The 14,998-nt window shown below is 68.9% G+C and carries 16 protein-coding genes; 8 read left to right on the forward strand and 8 right to left on the reverse strand.

The window, feature by feature from the left end; translation table 11 throughout:
- Nucleotides 1–63: 63 nt before the first annotated feature.
- Nucleotides 64–435 (forward strand): hypothetical protein, encoded by a 372-nt coding sequence (locus QOZ89_RS30295; protein WP_312626972.1) that lies wholly within the window; start codon nt 64–66, stop codon nt 433–435.
- A gap of 137 nt (nt 436–572) precedes the next feature.
- On the opposite strand, the gene QOZ89_RS30300 is transcribed toward QOZ89_RS30295, so the two are convergent.
- A complete protein-coding gene (locus QOZ89_RS30300) occupies nt 573–1,433 on the reverse strand; it encodes a sulfite exporter TauE/SafE family protein (RefSeq protein ID WP_083418507.1) in 861 nt (286 codons plus the stop codon).
- Nucleotides 1,434–1,774: 341 nt separating this feature from the next.
- On the opposite strand from QOZ89_RS30300, the gene QOZ89_RS30305 reads away from it, so the two are divergent.
- Both QOZ89_RS30305 and QOZ89_RS30310 read left to right on the forward strand, forming a co-directional pair.
- Nucleotides 1,775–2,224, forward strand: a complete 450-nt coding sequence (locus QOZ89_RS30305) for a group II truncated hemoglobin (RefSeq protein WP_071048385.1) — start codon at nt 1,775–1,777, stop codon at nt 2,222–2,224.
- A 76-nt stretch (nt 2,225–2,300) separates the two neighbouring features.
- A complete protein-coding gene (locus QOZ89_RS30310; RefSeq protein ID WP_274536513.1) occupies nt 2,301–2,435 on the forward strand; it encodes a hypothetical protein in 135 nt (44 codons plus the stop codon).
- 33 nt (nt 2,436–2,468) lie between these two features.
- Here QOZ89_RS30310 and QOZ89_RS30315 read toward each other — a convergent pair whose 3' ends face one another.
- Nucleotides 2,469–3,698, reverse strand: a complete 1,230-nt coding sequence (locus tag QOZ89_RS30315) for an amidohydrolase family protein (protein ID WP_071048384.1) — start codon at nt 3,696–3,698, stop codon at nt 2,469–2,471.
- A gap of 557 nt (nt 3,699–4,255) precedes the next feature.
- On the opposite strand from QOZ89_RS30315, the gene QOZ89_RS30320 reads away from it, so the two are divergent.
- From QOZ89_RS30320 to QOZ89_RS30335, 4 genes are all read left to right on the forward strand, one after another.
- Nucleotides 4,256–4,462, forward strand: coding sequence for a hypothetical protein (locus QOZ89_RS30320; protein WP_071048383.1), 207 nt, complete (start codon nt 4,256–4,258; stop codon nt 4,460–4,462).
- Nucleotides 4,463–4,706: 244 nt separating this feature from the next.
- A complete protein-coding gene (locus QOZ89_RS30325) occupies nt 4,707–5,888 on the forward strand; it encodes a cytochrome P450 (RefSeq protein ID WP_071048382.1) in 1,182 nt (393 codons plus the stop codon).
- 392 nt (nt 5,889–6,280) lie between these two features.
- Nucleotides 6,281–6,520: a type II toxin-antitoxin system Phd/YefM family antitoxin gene (locus QOZ89_RS30330; protein WP_071048381.1), complete on the forward strand. Its 240-nt coding sequence runs from the start codon at nt 6,281–6,283 to the stop codon at nt 6,518–6,520.
- The gene (locus QOZ89_RS30335; protein WP_071048380.1) at nt 6,517–6,942 is read left to right on the forward strand and encodes a type II toxin-antitoxin system VapC family toxin; all 426 of its coding nucleotides are present in this window, start codon (nt 6,517–6,519) and stop codon (nt 6,940–6,942) included. The genes QOZ89_RS30330 and QOZ89_RS30335 overlap by 4 nt, the downstream gene beginning before the upstream one ends.
- 175 nt (nt 6,943–7,117) lie before the next feature.
- On the opposite strand, the gene QOZ89_RS30340 is transcribed toward QOZ89_RS30335, so the two are convergent.
- The 5 genes from QOZ89_RS30340 to QOZ89_RS30360 form a co-directional block, all read right to left on the reverse strand.
- Nucleotides 7,118–8,455 (reverse strand): alpha/beta hydrolase domain-containing protein, encoded by a 1,338-nt coding sequence (locus QOZ89_RS30340; protein WP_312626982.1) that lies wholly within the window; start codon nt 8,453–8,455, stop codon nt 7,118–7,120.
- Nucleotides 8,456–8,615: 160 nt separating this feature from the next.
- Nucleotides 8,616–8,930, reverse strand: a complete 315-nt coding sequence (locus QOZ89_RS30345; protein WP_241841660.1) for a hypothetical protein — start codon at nt 8,928–8,930, stop codon at nt 8,616–8,618.
- 75 nt (nt 8,931–9,005) lie between these two features.
- The gene (locus tag QOZ89_RS30350) at nt 9,006–9,803 is read right to left on the reverse strand and encodes an SDR family NAD(P)-dependent oxidoreductase (protein ID WP_312626984.1); all 798 of its coding nucleotides are present in this window, start codon (nt 9,801–9,803) and stop codon (nt 9,006–9,008) included.
- Nucleotides 9,803–10,744 carry a cyclase family protein gene (locus QOZ89_RS30355; RefSeq protein ID WP_312626986.1) on the reverse strand — a complete coding sequence of 314 codons (942 nt, stop codon included), beginning with the start codon at nt 10,742–10,744 and terminating at the stop codon, nt 9,803–9,805. The genes QOZ89_RS30350 and QOZ89_RS30355 overlap by 1 nt, the downstream gene beginning before the upstream one ends.
- Nucleotides 10,737–11,789 (reverse strand): VOC family protein, encoded by a 1,053-nt coding sequence (locus QOZ89_RS30360; RefSeq protein WP_312626989.1) that lies wholly within the window; start codon nt 11,787–11,789, stop codon nt 10,737–10,739. The genes QOZ89_RS30355 and QOZ89_RS30360 overlap by 8 nt, the downstream gene beginning before the upstream one ends.
- 757 nt (nt 11,790–12,546) lie before the next feature.
- On the opposite strand from QOZ89_RS30360, the gene QOZ89_RS30365 reads away from it, so the two are divergent.
- Nucleotides 12,547–13,212 (forward strand): TetR/AcrR family transcriptional regulator, encoded by a 666-nt coding sequence (locus tag QOZ89_RS30365; protein ID WP_312626991.1) that lies wholly within the window; start codon nt 12,547–12,549, stop codon nt 13,210–13,212.
- 128 nt (nt 13,213–13,340) lie between these two features.
- On the opposite strand, the gene QOZ89_RS30370 is transcribed toward QOZ89_RS30365, so the two are convergent.
- Nucleotides 13,341–14,318, reverse strand: a complete 978-nt coding sequence (locus tag QOZ89_RS30370; RefSeq protein ID WP_312626993.1) for an MFS transporter — start codon at nt 14,316–14,318, stop codon at nt 13,341–13,343.
- Nucleotides 14,319–14,998 lie beyond the last annotated feature (680 nt).

Consider the following 14,998-nt stretch of genomic DNA (forward strand, 5'->3'; position numbering starts at 1 on the left):
GTGTTCTGTTTTCGGGCACGTCGGATCGGGCGGGCTTTGGCCGCGGCGCGGGGTTCGCGTCTGATGTCGGCACCGGAGACGTCGAAGGCGATCCGCCAGGCTGGCGACGAGGAGTGGGCGTGGCGGATGCTGCTGCAGGGGCGGGATCATCTGCGTCTGCTGTTGGAGCGCGCAGACGGGTCCGCGGCGGCTTGGGAGGCCGCGCCGCCAGGTACGAAAAGCCTGGGGATGGACACGTTGCTGGCCGCGTTGGCCCGGTGTGAGTTCGAGCGGGCGGGTGTCGAGCCGCCAGCCTGGGCCGCGCCGAGGCGTCTGCCGCAGCCATGGGTTCCCGAGCATCCGTTCCTCGATCGCGAGCAGGTCATCGCCCAGACGCCCGGCTTTCTACGAGAACTCAACGTCTTTGTTCCGGTCCGTGATCTGGTCACGGCGTGAACCAGCGCTACGAGTTCACCGCTTCGGAGATCACCGCACTGCTGTCCAGGCTCGATGAGCGGCTTCGGGTCCTGGGAGTCTCGGCATCGGTCTTCATCGTCGGCGGAGCGGCCATCTCGGTGCGCGCCGGACGGGACCTACGACGCACCGAGGACGTCGACGCCATCACTCGCGACGAGGTGGTGCTGGCGGAGGCCCGCGCGCTGGCCCGACAGGACGGTCTGCCAGAGAACTGGCTCAACACCAACGCGATGATGTGGATGCCGCCGCTGCCCGACGGCGCGCTCACGCCCCCCTCTGGTCCCGGTCTGCGCGTGACGTTCGCCTCGGACGAGTTCCTCCTGGCCACCAGCCCCGCAGGCCAGTCCGAGGACCCAGTGCGGGGTGATGTCCCCCGGGGTTGTGAGGGCGAGGACGGCGTAGGCGCCGGCTCCGGCGATGGAGGTGAGGAAGGTGGAGGCGAGGGTGGCTGGCGCAACCGTGGTGACCGGGAGGCCACGTCCGACCAGGATCGGGCCGAGGATCGAACCGCCACCGATGCCGTAGACGCCACCAACGAAGCCGACGAGCACGGCCAGGGCGGTGATGGTCCGCGGCCGCGGTGGCGCCGTGCTGGAGCGACCCGGTGGGAGCAGGGTCCAGGCGCACAGCCAGCCTCCCAGCGGGAGCAGCAGGGCGGCCAGCAGCAGGTGAAACACCTGCACGCCCGGTGCGAAGCGCACCCGTACGACCGCGCCCAGCACGACACCAGGCAGGGTTCCGACGACCAGCCGGCGCACTAGCGGCCCGCCAAGCTGGCCCTGCTGGTGGTAGCGCACCAGTGAGCCGGGAGTCGCGACCACGTTGAACAGCAGGTTCGTCGGTGTCACCGCCGGGCTCGGGACGTGCAGCAGATCGAGCTGCACGGGCAGCAGGAACACCGCCCCCGACACCCCGACCGGAGCGGTGATCACCGCGACCACCAGCCCAGCAGCGAACCCGAGCAGGACCGTGGTCATCGACGCGACCCCCATCCCGCCCGCGACTCTGGAACCCAGAGTCTGCCGTCACGGCGATCACTTCGCGCACCCGACCTACCGCAGCCTCGCGAGACCAAAGCGCAAGGATCACCTGCGCTGGGCCGGCACCGCCTCGCCGGACGGGGGTCGTCGAGGAAGGTCACCGGATAGGCGCAGCGAGGTGCAGGCGGCGCTCTCCGCACCCACCGGGCGGACAGCCCAGGCCCACGGTGTGAGGCTTCCGAACACCATCAGAGACGTTCGGGCCGGGTAGCCTCGCAACCGAGATCCGGCACGGTGGAAGCCTCGGCGCCGAGTCGCCCCAGCCTCGGGAGGCAACCGTGGATTCCACGCTCTATGACGAGGTGGGCGGTCTCGACGGCCTACGGCGCCTGTCCGCAGCGTTCTACGATCGTGTGCTCGCCGACGAGGTGCTCGCGCCCGTGTTCGCGCACTTCACCCCCACCCACCTCGATCACGTCGCCGTCTGGCTGGCAGAGGTATTCGGCGGCCCCGAGGACTTCTCAGCACACCTCGGCGGCCATCAGGCGCTACTACACAGCCACCTCGGGCTCGGGATCCGCGACGAACATCGACAGCGCTGGCTAGAACTCATGGCAGACGCGATCAGCGAGGTACTCCCCGGCCGGCCGGAGCTGGCCACGACGCTCATGGACTACTTCGACTGGGGCACCGCGATCGCCCAGGACGTCTCACAGGACCCCGTCGGAACCGATCTCGGCGACCCCGGCCCCACCCCCCGATGGGGACACCACGGTCTCGTCCACTAACCGGTTGCCGCCGACCCCAAAGCGCTCTGATCGCGGACCTGCTGGCCACCGGCGACGTCCCGCAGTCGATGCGGCGATGGACGCCTTCAGCGATCTCCACGAGACCTGGCCGCGTGCCGCCAGCGGCGTCGCGGACGCCGCATCACGACCGCCCGAGTATGTCCGCGATCTTCACCGCGAGCTCGAGCACAACCATGCGCGGGCCCGCTGACATATCAGCGCCCTGTCACCTCGGTCCGTTGAGTCAGGCGGCGATGACCTTTTCGACAGGGTCGCACTTCATGAGCTTGGACAGGTTTCCACCCATGATCTTGGCCTTTTCGTCCTCGGAGAGGGAGTCGTCGAGTTCTTCAACGAAAGAAGTGGGATCGGCCATGCCCTCGGGGTGCGGGTAGTCTGATCCGAACACGACGTTGTCGACACCGATTGCGTTCACGATCGCCATCACGTCCTCCTCGAAGAATGGGTGGACGACGATCGAGCGGTGCAGCGCGACGATCGGATCCTCGTCCCAACTGCCCGGATCTACCGCGTAGATCTTCTTGAACTGCTTGATGGCGGTCGGCACCCATTGGCTGCCATTCTCCACCGGCATGAACCGGATGTCCGGGAACCGGGTTGCCAGACCATGGCCGATGATCGAATAGACCGCGTCGCGAATGCTGCGGTACTCACTTCCTACGAGCTCAGTAAATTTGTTCCGCCCGCCGAAGGGCTTCATCTCGTCGGTGATGCCGTTCCACTCGTTCGTATAGCGAGTGTAACCGTCGTCGGAGGAGTGCATCCCGACCAGAGTGCCGGACTCCTGCACCCGGGCCCAGAACGGATCGAACTCCGGCAGCGCGAAGGACCGGCGGCGCACTCCGAAGTCCGGCACGGTCGCCGGTCGGATCAGCACCGCCCGGGCACCACGCTCGACCACGTAGTCGAGCTCCTTGATTGCCTCGTCGACGATGGACAGATTTATCACCGGTGTTGCGAAGATGCGATTCTCGAAGTTATAGGTCCAGTGCTCGTGCATCCACTCGTTCAGGGCGTGGACTACAACCGCGGTCGCCTTCGGGTCGTCAGCCAGGCGTTCCTCGAGCAGACTGGCCAGCGTCGGCCACATCATGGCCCGGTCGACCTTTTGCTCGTCCATCAGCTGCAACCGGGCGGCGGGGTCGAAGAACGCCGGCGGTGCCTCGATGTAGCGCGGGGGCATCCCCGGCACCCGCTCCGCGATTTGGTCGCTCTTCGACTTTCCCAGCGTGAAGCCGGTCCCGATCTGGTGCTTGGAAGACGGATTCTTCAGTCGGAACTCAATTTCCTGAGCACCGGGCGGGGCGACCTTGTTGAAGGTCGGATTGGGGATGTACTCGCTGATGACATTTCGCAGCGCGATCTTCGTCCGGCCGTTGACCTGAACGTACTTGACCAGGTTCGCATACTCCGCCGGGAGATACTTCGTGAACGCGTCCGTCGTCTCGTACATGTGGTTGTCGGCGTCAAAGACCGGATAGCTCAAATATGTAGGAATGGGAAGCTGCCCTTCTCGTGGTGTGGAACATCGCGGCGAAGATCCGGCTGTAGGTCAGGAGCCCGAGCAAGTCCACGCGCTTGCGGCGACCTTCGCTCACAGGGCACAGGCTGGCGAGCGCTCGGCGGGGATCAGCCTGGCTCGATCTTCGCCCGTCTCAGCTGACCACCAGCGCACGGGAGGTGCTCGATACGAGCCATGTCTGGTGGTCCCTCCGTGAACAGATGATCCACAACACGCACGCGGACCATCGCTGGCCGCTCTCCGTCCCGGCCAGCCGATCAGCCGACGCCCTCTGTCACATCATCGTCTTGCGCTGAGCGCAGGTGCAAGGAGCGCATTACATCGATCTCGACCTTCCTCCCGAAGGGGACGGCGCTCGCGGCGGGTGAGGATAGGCGTCATCTGTGCCTTGCGGACCTGCCACCGACGGTGTCGTTCAGAAGATCCGTGTGTGGGACGTCGCCGCGTCGGATCGGCAAGCTTCCGGGCTTCGGTGCGCAGAAGGCGGCGTGAGCAGCGACCTACAGCTTGGCCAGGAGCCCGCGGGCCACCTCGACCCACCGGCCGAGCCGACCATGCGGGCCGACGCCAGTGACCGCTCGTCGGCCCGCTACCGACGTCCGTACGCCGTCGCGGGCAGCCTCGAGCTGCGTGCTCTGTCCCGTGGACAGGGCGACGGGTCGCAGGCGCTCGCCGAGATCGCGGACGGCCGGTAGACGGGCCCAGTCCGGGTTGACCGTCAGTCGGCGGTGGATCTCCCGGGCGCGGGTAGCCGTGCGGGGGTGGCATCGTCCGCCACCGCGCGTAGCGCGTGCTCGACGGCACCTGCGGCTCGCTCGGGATCTTCGCGGGCCTCCTCGACAGTGCCCTGCCCGCCCTCCAACCTGATCGCACCCGGCGAGTCACGGGGGTCGTTCTACAGTGGGCTCCCACTGTGGCGGGCGTGGAGGGGGACCACGATTGGAGATTGACTTCGCCGATCCGGGGTTCCTGCGGGACCCGTACCCGACGCTCGCCCGGCTGCGGGAGCACGCCCCGGTGAGCTGGCACGCCGGCACGGGCCGGTGGCTGGCGGCGAGCCACGCCGCGGTCGGCGCGGTGCTGCGCGACCGCCGCCTCGGCCGGCTCTGGCAGGACAAGGAGCCCGCGGCTTTCTTCACGCCCTTCAACCTGCTGCACCGCAACCAGATGATGGAGAACGAGCCGCCGGCGCATACCCGGCTGCGGTCGCTGGTCGCGCAGGCGTTCAGCCGCGGCCACGTCGAACGCCTGCGGCCGGCGGTGGCGGCCGAGGCCACGGCGCTGCTGGCCGCGGCCGGACCCGACTTCGACCTGCTCGCCGACGTCGCCGAGCCGCTCGCCGTCACGGTCATCGCCGAACTGCTCGGCGTGCCCCGCGAGGACCGGCACCGGCTGCGACCGTGGTCAGCCGCGATCGTGCGGATGTATGAGGTGGCGCCGTCACCCGCTACCGAGGCCGCGGCGGTCACGGCCGCCGGCGAGTTCGCCGGCTACCTGCGCACGCTGGCCGCGCGCCGCCGCGACGACCCGCGCGACGACCTGATCAGCCACCTGGTGGCCGCGCGCGACGGCACCGACCGTCTGTCCGCCGACGAACTGGTCGCCTCGGCGATCCTGCTGCTCAACGCCGGCCACGAGGCCTCGGTGAACGCACTCGGCGGCGGAGTGGTGGCCCTGCTGCGGCATCCAGACCAGCTGGCCCGGCTGCGCGCCGACCGTACGCTCATCCCGGCCGCGGTCGAGGAGATGATCCGCTACGACCCGCCGCTGCACCTGTTCATCCGCACCGCCACCGCGGACGTCACCGTCGCCGGCGTCACGATCCCGGCTGGGGCCGAGGTGGCCGCGCTGCTCGGCGCCGCCAACCGCGACCCGGCGGTCTTCGCCGACCCGGACTCCTTCGACGCGGGCCGCGACCCCAACCCCCATGTGGGCTTCGGTGCCGGCCTGCACTTCTGCCTCGGCGCGCCGCTGGCCCGCATCGAGCTGCAGGCAGCCCTGGCCGCGCTCCTCGACCACACCCCGACCTGGACGCTGGCCGCCGAACCGGTCCAGCGCCCCACCTTCGTCCTGCGCGGCTACACCGCCGTCCCGTTGACCCAGCCACCACCACATACCTGAACCACCTGGGCGATCCGTCCTTGATCTTTTCTGTCAGCCGCGGTGGCAGCCGCACTCATGAGTCGGGGCTGTGATCGGCAACGAGGAGACCGTTCGCCGAGCAGCGGTGACCGCGATCACGCTGGCGAGCCGTGGCCCGCGCCTGCCAGGAAACCCCACCGTTGGACTCGTCCACACCGACGCGGCCACGCTGGAACGACTTCGTGCGCTAGCCGGATAGCTCCCGGCCATCGCTCTCCCTCAGAGTCTCGCTGGCGTTCGACCCCGGCCTCCCGTGCCCCCAGATGCTGAGCCGACACGGCCGGTCGGTGGGATCCAATCGCCACGGACGGCCAAGTGGGGCACCTCGCAGCGGGTAGTGTAGGTACGTACCTACCAGGGAGGTGGTCGCGATGACCATGGTCTCGTCGCGAGAGTTCAACCGGGACGTGAGTGCGGTCAAGCGAGCCGCCGCCAGCGGCCCTGTGATCATCACAGATCACGGACGGCCCTCGCACGTCCTGCTGTCGTTCGCCGACTACCAGCGGCTCACCGGCACCGCGGGCAGTCTGGGAGACGCGTTCGTCCTGGAAGAGGAGATCGACTTCGAGCCCGTGCGGCCACAGGACTCGCTGCGTGAGGTCGACCTGTGAGCTTCCTGCTCGACACCAACGTCATCTCCGAGCTCCGCAAGCCCGCGAAACGTAGGGACGACCGGTTCAACGCCTGGGCCGAGACTCTGTCGCCATCGGACACGTTCCTGTCCGTCATTACCCTGCTAGAGCTGCGAGCTGGCATCGAGAACAAGCGACGGCAGGACGCCCACCAGGCGGCGGTTCTGGACACCTGGCTCGATCAGCACGTCCTCCCGGCATACGCGGGTCGACTGCTCGACGTCGACCCGGCAGTCGCCGACGCGGCGGCGCGACTCCACGTGCCCGACCGGCGGCCGGCCCATGACGCACTCATCGCGGCAACGGCTGTAGTTCACGGTCTCAGACTCGTCACCCGCAATGAGTCCGACTTCGCGCCCATGGGTATCCCGCTCGTCAACCCTTGGGCCCCTCAGTCGTAGGCAGGGATCCCAAGATCGCCGCGGCGTTCACCCAGCTCGCTGCGGCGGTCTGATCCTCAGGCTTGCCAGCGCCTCCGCACGCCCGGAGGCCCTCCGAATGCAACAGACCCGGTGGCCGCCAGTCCGCGACACCGCCGTTCCGGTGACCGGCACACCACAGTGATCGCAATGACAGTCAGATCGCGTCGCTGATCGGCAGGTCCGTCGCCCCGAGGCGTCCGCGAGCGCGAAGCGGGGGTGCGTCCTCGCTGAGCAGCGTGCCGGCGGCGATCAGGTCGTCGATGGAGCGGTCCCAGCGATCCAGGAAGTCCACTCGCGACGGGTAGAGGCCGGCGATCGTTTCGGGAGGGAAAAGGCGAAAGCCGCCGAGCAGGTTGGCGTACCCGGTCCTGAAGGACAGGCCGCGGTATTCCGCCCAGGGGGTGGCTATCTCGGGCAGGCGGATGCCGCCGAGAGCGTTGCCGAGTTCGTCACGCGCGATCTGCCCGGACGGGTGTAGTTGGATTCGGGGTTGGGCGGGCGCGGGCGTCTCCTCGCTGAGCCACTCATGCATCCGGCGCAGGGCTGCCTCGTGCACCGGCGCCCAGCTGAGGGTGTTGGCCCGCCAGCCGTCGCGCCCCTCGGCCGCCGGCCGGCGGCGGGCGGTATGACCGGTCCCGGTGACCTCCCAGACGCGCAGTCGATCGTGGTCGGGCATGTCGTCCGCAGCCGCGGAGGTCGCCTCGAACTCGCTGTTGACGATGAGCGTCGGGACGTCGAGGTCGTCGCGTAGCCGGGTTTTCATGCCGGTGGCCAGCGCACCTTCGTCCAGGAGGGGGGCCCGGCCTTCCCACACCGACAGGACGAATCCGTCGACGGCATGGCTGCCCGGATGCACGCCGTTGGCGTAGGCGACCAGCCGCATGGCGGACTGGGACCCGCCGGTCGCGACGATCCGTCGAACTGGCAGCCCGCCGAGCGGATGGACATCACCGTCGTGCTGCCCGCGGACGGCGCGGGCCGCCTGGGTGAAGATCTCGAACGAACCGGGGTCACCGGGGTGGGTCAGCGTCGCATAGCGTTCGGGGTCGGCGTCGATCAGTCCCGTGGCGCGTCTGGACTGCCCTCGGATCCCGGCGCCCCAGGGTGAGCCGTACAGCCCGATCTCCTGAGCACTGACGCCGACCCAGGCGTAGCCGCGGTAGAGCTCGTCGGTCTCGGGGCGTTCGATCTCGTAACCGGCCGAGACGTTCTGCCAGTGCAGCAGCACGGTTCCGTTGAAGGCGGTCGGGTCGGCGGGCCGCAGGACCAGGATGCGGGTGCGGTACGGCGCCTTGCCGTTCTCGACCGCGTCCCAACGGCCGGACTTCGGCGGCCGGCCCTCGGTTGCATATCCATAGGCGATGGTGGTTCCTTCGATGAAGTACTCCTCGCACAGGTAGCCAAGTGCGGCGAGATCCCTGGCCTCTGGGCGTGGAGATCCCGCCGGGGGTAGCTGCCCGACAACGGGTCCGATGACCGAGGGCACGCGCATGTCACTGTCTCCAACTGCAGTCCGCGTCTGTCAAAGCCCGATCTCAACTTGTGAGGTTCTGTCGGATGGCGGGGCCGGCGCTCGCTCGCAGGTGTTGCGGACGTCGTGGCGGGGTGGTGGTCGTAAAGCCCCGAGTCGATGTCCCGGTCCGGGGGACGCGCTACAGCTTGGCCAGAATGCCGCGAGCCGCCTCGACGCACCGCCCGAGCCGCTTGTCCCGCACATCGGCACCCGCGCGGACGGACATGCCCTCTCCGAGCGAGATGGACACGCCGCGGTCCCGCATCACGGCGATCATCTCGCGCCGCAGCGAGGCGTCCTCCCGGAGCGAGAACGGCGGATAGCCCAGCGTGCCGTAGGGATTCGACTCCAGTCCGGTGGAGATGTGCTGGCAGCCCAGGTCGGCGGCCAGAGCGACGAAGTCGGTCGGCGGCAGTCCGAAAACACTCAGAAACTCCAGGCCCAGTCTCTCCATCGACCGTCTCCTTCTGTGCCGCCATCGCCCTGAAAGATCAACCCTGCGCGCCGTGCCGGCCGGCGCTACGTAGAGCTACAACGCACGCGCGCCCGCTGTGACCCCTCCGTCGACAGGAATCACGGTGCCAGTGACATAACGGGACGCATCCGACGCGAGGAACAGCGCCACGGTCGCCATCTCCTCGGGCGTCGCCACGCGTCCGAGCGGAACCGTGGCCGCGATGGCCGCGAGCGACCTGTCGATCACCCCGCTCTCGAACGACGCCCGCATTCCCGCTGTGTCCGTGCCGCCTGGGGCGATCGCGTTCGCGCGGATCCCCTCCGGCGCCAGCAGCAGCGCCACTGACTTCATGAACTGGATGACAGCGCCCTTGGTCGCCGCGTAGGTGAGCAGGGTCGGCACGCCGATGATCCCCGCCGTCGACGCCGTGAAGATTATCGAGGCCGCCTGCGAGCTTCGGAGCTGTGGCAGCAGCCGCTGGGTGATCGCGGTCGGCACCCACACGTTGAGCGTCATGGTCGCCCGCCAGCTCGCGTCGTCGAAGTCGAGACCGCGCGGGCCGGCGATGCCCACGTGGTTGTACAGCACGTCGATGACCTGGTGTCCTGCCTGCACTCGATCGAGGAACGCGTCGAGCGCTCGCTGGTCGGCCAGATCGACGACGTGTCCCTCGACCGATCCGCCGGCGTCCTCGATCTCCTGCACGGTGTCCGCGGTTGCCGCGTCGTCGACGTCGGCGACGATGACGTGCGCACCACGGGCGGCGAACAGCCTGGCGGCGGCGCGGCCCATGCCAGAGGCCGCGGCCGTGATGAGCGCCGTCCTGCTGTCAAGGGCGAAGACCTCGTCGGTGACGGTCATCGCGCTCATCACTTGATCGCCAGCGGCGTGACGGGGGAGCCGACCGCGCCGGTGACCTTGAGGCCGGGCGCGACGAGCAGGAAGTCCCAGACGCCGTCTGCCGCGCAGTCGGCGGCCAGGTCCTCAAGGTTGAACATCTCGCCGAGCGTGAGGCCCATGTCCCGGATGACGACGTGGTGGAACGGGATGACCGAACCTGGAACCTTGCTTGGCCATACCTCGCCCGACCAGTTGTCGACCGCCAGGGCCGCGACCTCTCGGTCGTGCAGCCAGCGGCAGCTGTCGAGCCCCGGTCCTGCGGCGTTGCCGAGGAAGTGCTCGCGGTCGCCCTCCAGGAACCACTGGTACCACCCGGTGCGCAGCAGGAGGATGTCCCCCGACTCGACGCGCACGCCCTGCCGCTCTTCGGCCGCCGACAGGTCTTCGGCGGTCACCTCGTAGGAGTCCGAGAGGCGGTCGACGCCCTTCAGGCGGGGGATGTCGAGGAGTACCCCGCGGGTGACGAGGCGTTCGATGACCTTGGGGAAGGCATTCCGGGCGGCACCGGTGAAGTTGTTGACCGCCGCCGCGGGCACCCCGTTGTAGAACATCCCGTCATAGCCCACGTGTGCCAGGCCGTCCCACTGGGTCGCGGACTGCAGCCCCGTTATGATCATATCGTCCGCGGAGATGCCCCCATCCTTCGACGCCGCCGTGTCACCGGGCAGGAGGGTCATGACATGCACCGGGTTGATGCGGAACCCGCCGGCCGGGAACGGACCGTTCTTGTCGAAAGGCATGCCGAGGTCGAAGACCCTGCCGGTCCTTACCAGCTGAGCTGACCGCACCCGCTTCTCGGGCGTTACGAAATTCAGCGTGCCGATCTCGTCGTCGTCGCCCCAGCGGCCCCAGTTGCTGAGCTCCCTTCCTAGCTCGTGATGCGGCCAGACGGGAGTGGTCGTGTCATGCATGGTGGCTCTCCTTCGCCGGCCGCAGGCCGACTCGTGACCCGCACCGGGCTTCTGCCCGGCCGGTGCTCAGTGCGCGCGGGTCCCCCGGCGTCAGCGCCGCGACAAAGCGCCAGGGCACCCCGAGGCTGGTCTCCGGGTCGGTGACGATCACGTCGTCCGAGCGGATGACGATGCGTACGCCCTGCGCTCGCAGGTGGCGGTCGGCGCGGTCGAGGTCGACGACCTTGAACGCGATCGCGTGATACGTGTCCCTTGGCGCGTTGGTTGCCCAGTCGGCGAACGCCAGCGTGCGGTCGTCGGGCGTGGCGAGTTCGTACACCCCGTCCGCGAGGTGGACGTAGGTGCTGGTCGCCGAGAGGACCGAGTCGTAGCCCTCGTGGATCACGGTGCCGCCGAGAGCGTCGACGAAGAGGCGCAGCGCGCGGTCCCTTTCGGCGGTGAGCACGATGTGGTGTGAGCACATGTCGATGCCGAGAGGGTCGTCCTCCGAGACCGGAGGCAGGACCCAGCCCGGCTGGACGCGTGGGTCGCCCGGAAACGGGATGGGCGGCAGAAACTGGTAACGAAGGCCGGCGCTGTCGGGCGTCGTCCAGAACATCGGCAGACCGCCGCCGACCACGGTCGGCGGCTCATCGCTCTCGACGATCGCGCCAAGCTGGTCCACGATCTGGAAACCTCGGCTCCGCAGCGCGCGATAGGCGTGGGTGAGCCCGTCGACGTACCATCCGAAGCCGTTCAGGTGCGGCTTCTCGACCGTCGGGTACTGCTGCACGCCGTTCTTGACGTACAGTTCCGGATCGATCGTGTCGAGCACCACGTCCCTGATCACCGTGAACGTGGAGTAGTCAGTCCGGTTCTCGGGATCCTGGGCTCCGCCGGCGCCGAATGTGTCAAGCCGCGCGCTCGGGCTGCCGAAGACCCGCTCAAACCAGCGCTCGGCCTCGCCGAGATCGGGCACGCGGTGACTCGGATGGAACATCATCGCCACGCGGAAACCGCGCTGCGCGGCACCGGCCGGAACAGGTGGGCTGGGGTTTCTGGACATGAGGCCTTCCCCTACTTCCACCATCCGTCAACCACTCGGCGAGTCTTCTACCAGCATCTAACACCGGCGTCAACGTTGCGCAGGCTGGGCCGCGGTCCAGCCTGCGACTCCGCTCGGGCATCCTGGTCGTCGAGGTGGTCGGTCTGAATGAGCCATTCCGGCCGGCCGCCCCCGCGGCGCCGCCGCCGAAGACGGCGCATTCTTGGATTCCGTGACCTCGCGCATCAATGTCAGTGGACGGATGCGACTCTCGGTCCCTTGGCCAGGATCGGGGGAAGATCCTCCAGTGTGACGATTCCAGCCGGCGCGTCGGGCAGATGACGCGATAACGCTTGCCAGGAATACTCATCATTCAGATTCCCATTCGTCTTTGCCTACTGATCACGACATTCGCCCTGATGGGCGACGCAGGATGTGCGCACCCAAAACCGGGGGAGCCCGCGATGACCTCGGTCACGAGCCGTCCAGGCCGGTCGGGCCGGCCGCCGGGACCAGGGCTCGAGCGAGAACCCGACGCATCGGATCTGGTCGGCAATCCGTGGTCGTCACCAGGCGCCAGGCAGGCAACGGACGGACCCGTCCCGTTGACGTCGGCGCACCGCCGGGTCGGCGGGGATGGACCACGCTGTCGACGCGCCGGCCGGCACCGTCGGGGCTCGAATCGGGCCCGTGCTCGCGGGTGCGCGTGCCTCCTGGCCCATGCAAAGTAACCTCCGTCCCAAGGTCACCAGATTCGCGCGACTGGAGTTGCACCAATATGGCTGATCCGCCAAGCCTTGGCAAGCGGGGGGACGCGGCGAGCACGGAGCGTCGGCCCTATGACAGCCCCGTGCGTCGGCAGCGGGCTGCCGAGACCCGCGATCGGATCCTCGCCGCCGGAGCGGCGCTGGCCTACGGCTTCCCCACCTGGGACTGGGCGGGCCTGACCGCCGGCGCCGTCGCCGATCGCGCGGGCGTCAACCGAGCCACCGTCTACAGGCACTTCCCGACCGAGCGCGAACTTCATGACGCGATCATGCAGCGCATCGAGGACGAGGCCGGCGTCTCCTATGACGACCTCGATCTCGAGGGCCTCAACCCGCTGGTCGTGCGCGCGTTCGCGCACATGGCGACGTTCGCCGCCCGCCCAGGGGCCGACCAGGACCCAGCGGCGCCCGGTTTCGTCGCCGACCGACGACGACGGGACGCCCTCCTGCGAGCCGTCACCCCCGTCACCGCTGAATGGTCCGACACGCAACGACTGATGGTGGTTGCGATCCTCGACATCCTGTGGGACAGGAACACCCAGGACCGCCTCGTCAACGTGTGGAAACTCGACCCCGACCAGGCGACCCAAGCGGTCACCTGGAGCATCGGCCACCTCGTCGATATGATCCGCCGTGACGAGCGGCCGGGACCGAAGCTCGGTACACCACCTTCGTGAGGCGGTGCCGGAGCCGCAGGAAGCTACCGTCGGGTCTGTTGCATTCGGAGGGGCTCGGGCGCGCGGAGGCGCTGGGGATCTTCGTGTCCAGCGGGTTGACCCCGCTCGCCGTGGCACGGTCGCCCGGTTCAGGTCACGTTGAGCGTCGGCTCGGCGACCTGGGGGCCGGCGTCGGTCACAGGCTGTGGCCGACGGGACGTGTGTGCCAGCAGGACGGCCATCGCGAGAGCGAGCAGCACGAGCAGCAGCCCGGCGGTCTGGACACCCTGGCCGCGGCTGAGCTGCCCGAACAGGACGGAGACTGGCAGGAAGATCAGCCAGGACAGCGTGCCCGCGCCCGACGTGACGCCGGCCCGCAGCTGCGGGCCGACCGCGTCGTGCAGCAGCCGGCCAGCCCGGATGCCGATCATTCCCGCCGCCAGGGCGACGAGGAACTGGCCCGCGATGACGATGGGGAGGGTGTGGCCCAGCGTCGGCAAGATGGCCGCGAGCACCAGCAACGCGCCGAACCCGATTGCTACGGCCGGGCGGTCGAGCCGGGTCCGGGAGACGAGCCAGCCGCCGAGGCCACCGGTCGAGACGAGCGCCGCCCAGTACGGCCCATACAGCGCGGCCGGCGCGTGCAGCGAGACCAGCCACAGGGGCCCGAACTCGAAGACCAGCTGGGCGACGACGGCCGTGAGGGCGGTGAGCAGCACGACCGGGCGTAGCGCGCGGTCGGCGGCCAGCACCCGGACGGTGGCCAGGGCCTGACGCCGGAAGGTGACCCGTTCCGCGCGCCGGTGCAGGCGCGGCTCGCGGCAGCGCCCGAAGGCGAGGGTAGCGGCCGCGATGAGCGGGACGGTGGCGAAGTAGGTGATCCGAGCCGAGGCGAGCGCGGCGAGCAGCCCGCCCAGGACCGCGCTGGCGACGAGCGCCGCCGCCTCGACGATGTGCATCCGCCCGATCCACCGCTCGTAGCCGTCGCCCGAGCCGGTCTCCTCGACAACAGTGTCGTAGACGGGCTGGTCACCGCCACCGGTCCCGATGCGTTCCGCGGCTGCCCATTCCTCATGGTGCTGGCCGAGTACCCCGAGCCGTCTTCCGCAGCCCACGCCAGCGCGCAAGCGGTGAAGGCATGGGTCCGCACCAGGCTGCGCGAGCTCGCCCTCGAGCTACCCGATCGCGATGCCGCGACCGCCGAGGCGATCTCTGACCGCCTCGCCGTGGTCATCGAGGGGCTCTACGCCTCCACCGCCGCGCTCGGCACCGAGGGACCGGCGCGCAGCGCCCGAGAGCTCGCCATCCTGATTCACACGGCTCCCGTCGTCCAGTCGTCCACGATCACGACTTGCGGAGCCTCCAGTGGTCGAAGAGCCCTGGGTAGATCCTCGCGATCCTGCCCAAGGCTTGCCCATTCCGGCTCCACCTGCTACAGGGTTGATCTCCTTCGCGAGCTCGAAACTCGTACCCGAGGAAGATGAAAGAGGTGTGTTCGTACGAGCCACGCCTCGTGTCGTCCCGGCAGTACACGATGCGGGTTCTATCGGATGTAGCTCCAACCCCCCGCACTCGGCCAGCCGCCACGGGACCGCGTCACGCATATGACGCGTTTCGGCCTCGCTGGCCGAGAAGACCGCCGCCGAGCGAGACCTCCGCCGAGACCAGCCGCAGGAACGCCAGCAGCCCGGCGCCGTTCGCGTCCACCGTCCTCGCCGTCCTCGCGGCCAGCGCCCGCTCAGCCTCCTCACTGTCCCATAGCTGGGGCCGCGGCTCCTTACGCGGCGGCTTCGCCGGGTGCCCGCGG

It is taken from the genome of Pseudofrankia coriaricola (assembly GCF_032027725.1).
Taxonomy (GTDB): domain Bacteria; phylum Actinomycetota; class Actinomycetes; order Frankiales; family Frankiaceae; genus Pseudofrankia.